This window comes from Pseudomonadota bacterium (assembly GCA_010028905.1).
Lineage (GTDB): Bacteria > Vulcanimicrobiota > Xenobia > RGZZ01 > RGZZ01 > RGZZ01.
Map to the genome: position 1 here is coordinate 1 of RGZZ01000714.1, position 1,827 is coordinate 1,827.

The window sequence follows — 1,827 nt, forward strand, 5'->3', positions numbered from 1 at the left end:
GGTGGCGCAATAATGAGCGGCACCCGCAGGGAATGCTCAAACAGCGCCTGCTTGGCCCAGTTGCCGTGCTCCCCAAGCGCCCAGCCGTTCTCGACATGACGAGAACCACGACGATCATCGGAGAGCTGATCCAGCTCATCACCGAGCTCGAAGATCTCACCACGTCACTGGGCAAGGAAGGCTACTCGTACTACAAGGCCGGATTGTTCTACGACGACATCACGCTTGACACGTGCCGCCGTGTCGAGGGCGCGCTGCAATCGTACGACAAGGGGCAGCGCGAGCTGTCTGACGGTCTCGACGACAGTCTCTTCCTCAAAGACGAGGAACCAGGGCCGTTCACGAAGCTGCGCAAGATGTTCACGGGCCAGCTCCTGCGTCGCGAGCTCGGCGCATATGAGCGAACGCTGAACGAAGCCTACGCCGAGCTGGCCAGCCGCATCCGCGGGGTCGCGAACACCGACCCGCGTTCTCTATCGGCCAAGATGCTGCGCATCTGCTCAACCATCAAGCGACTCGAGAGCGAGGTCGACCACCGCTGGGAAGAGCTCGAGGTTCGCACCAAGAACGAGCGTAAAGGCCCCATGTTCATCCTGGTGCTGAACATGTTCGTGATCAACTTCTTCAAGTTCAGCAACCAGCAGTGGTTCCGACACTGGATTGCGCATCTGAAGGCATTTCAGGAAAAGGTGGGAGACCGAATCCATCGCGAGGTGGAGCACGATCTGTCCGTGGAAGACGAAGCGGCTGAGACCACCAACCGACAACGCCGCACCGCACCCAGGCCGTCTTCCGCGGGCCCCGGGCGGGGTGTTCCAGGCGAGCGGTCTGTTGATCTCGGCGGCGACGGCGACGACGACGAGGCGAGCACGCCTGCCGCGCCGACATCTGCGCGACCTCCCGCGGTGACCTCGTGGCGCGACCGGGTGTCCCCCGCGAGTGCGCCCGCCGAGCCGCCTGCCCAAAGCCGCACGCCTGCTTCATTCGACCTCGGCGGAAGCGACGACGACGAGGCGCCGTCACGCCGCGCCCCTGAGCCTGCGCGCCCCGTGCCGCCGCCGCCGCCGAAGATCGAGCGACCGCGTGAAGACACGCGCGCGCTTCCGCCCCTTCCGAAGGCTCCCCCTCGACTCTCCCTGGGAGGCGACACTCCCCCCGTCAACTCGCCCCCCTCACGTCCGCCGTCAGGGCCGGTTTCCCGCCCGCAGAACGACGCTCCGATCACGCCTGCAGATTCTCCAAACCTGCGCCCTCAGATCATCTCGCGTCCCCCACGGCGCATCGAGCCGCCACCGCGCCGAACCGAAGCCCCCCCGCCGCGGCGCCCCAGAGGCTTTGAAGAAGAGAGCGACAGGTCTGACACCTGAGGCCATGAAAAAGACCGAGGGCCGCTGACGCGGCCACTCGGTCTGAGGCTTCCGGCGCCTGACGTCCGCTTACTCGGACGCCCGCGCCCTCGCTCTCGCGACGACCCGGCGCCGCCGCAGCCGCAGCCCACAGACCGCAACCAGGGCGACACACCACAGTGCCATCACGGGGTTCTCCACCGCGAATATCACGGGGGCCAATCCCACGCGAACAGACGCGCGGGCCCAGTCGCGCTCGCGAATCCAGTCGGCCAGGGGAGGCGAGTAGCGATAGTAGGTGGCCACGAACCAGCGGCCAGGGGTCGTGGGAAGCAACACGTGATCACGGAACCCCCACCGAATCCCACGTGGTCAGCCTGCGCGGGTTCCGTGATCACGTGCTGCTTCCCACGACCCCTGGCCGCTGGTTCGTGGCCACCTACTATCGCTACTCGCCTCCCCTGGCCGACTGGATTCGCGA

The 1,827-nt window shown here is 66.3% G+C and carries 2 protein-coding genes; both read left to right on the top strand.

Annotation, left to right across the window (positions count from 1 at the left end; translation table 11 throughout):
* The first annotated feature begins 32 nt into the window (after positions 1–32).
* Entirely contained in the window at positions 33–1,367 is a 1,335-nt protein-coding gene (locus EB084_24620) for a hypothetical protein (GenBank protein ID NDD31448.1), read from the top strand.
* 347 nt (positions 1,368–1,714) lie between these two features.
* Positions 1,715–1,827 (top strand): cold shock domain-containing protein (locus tag EB084_24625; GenBank protein ID NDD31449.1); only part of this gene is annotated, 113 nt, incomplete at its 3' end.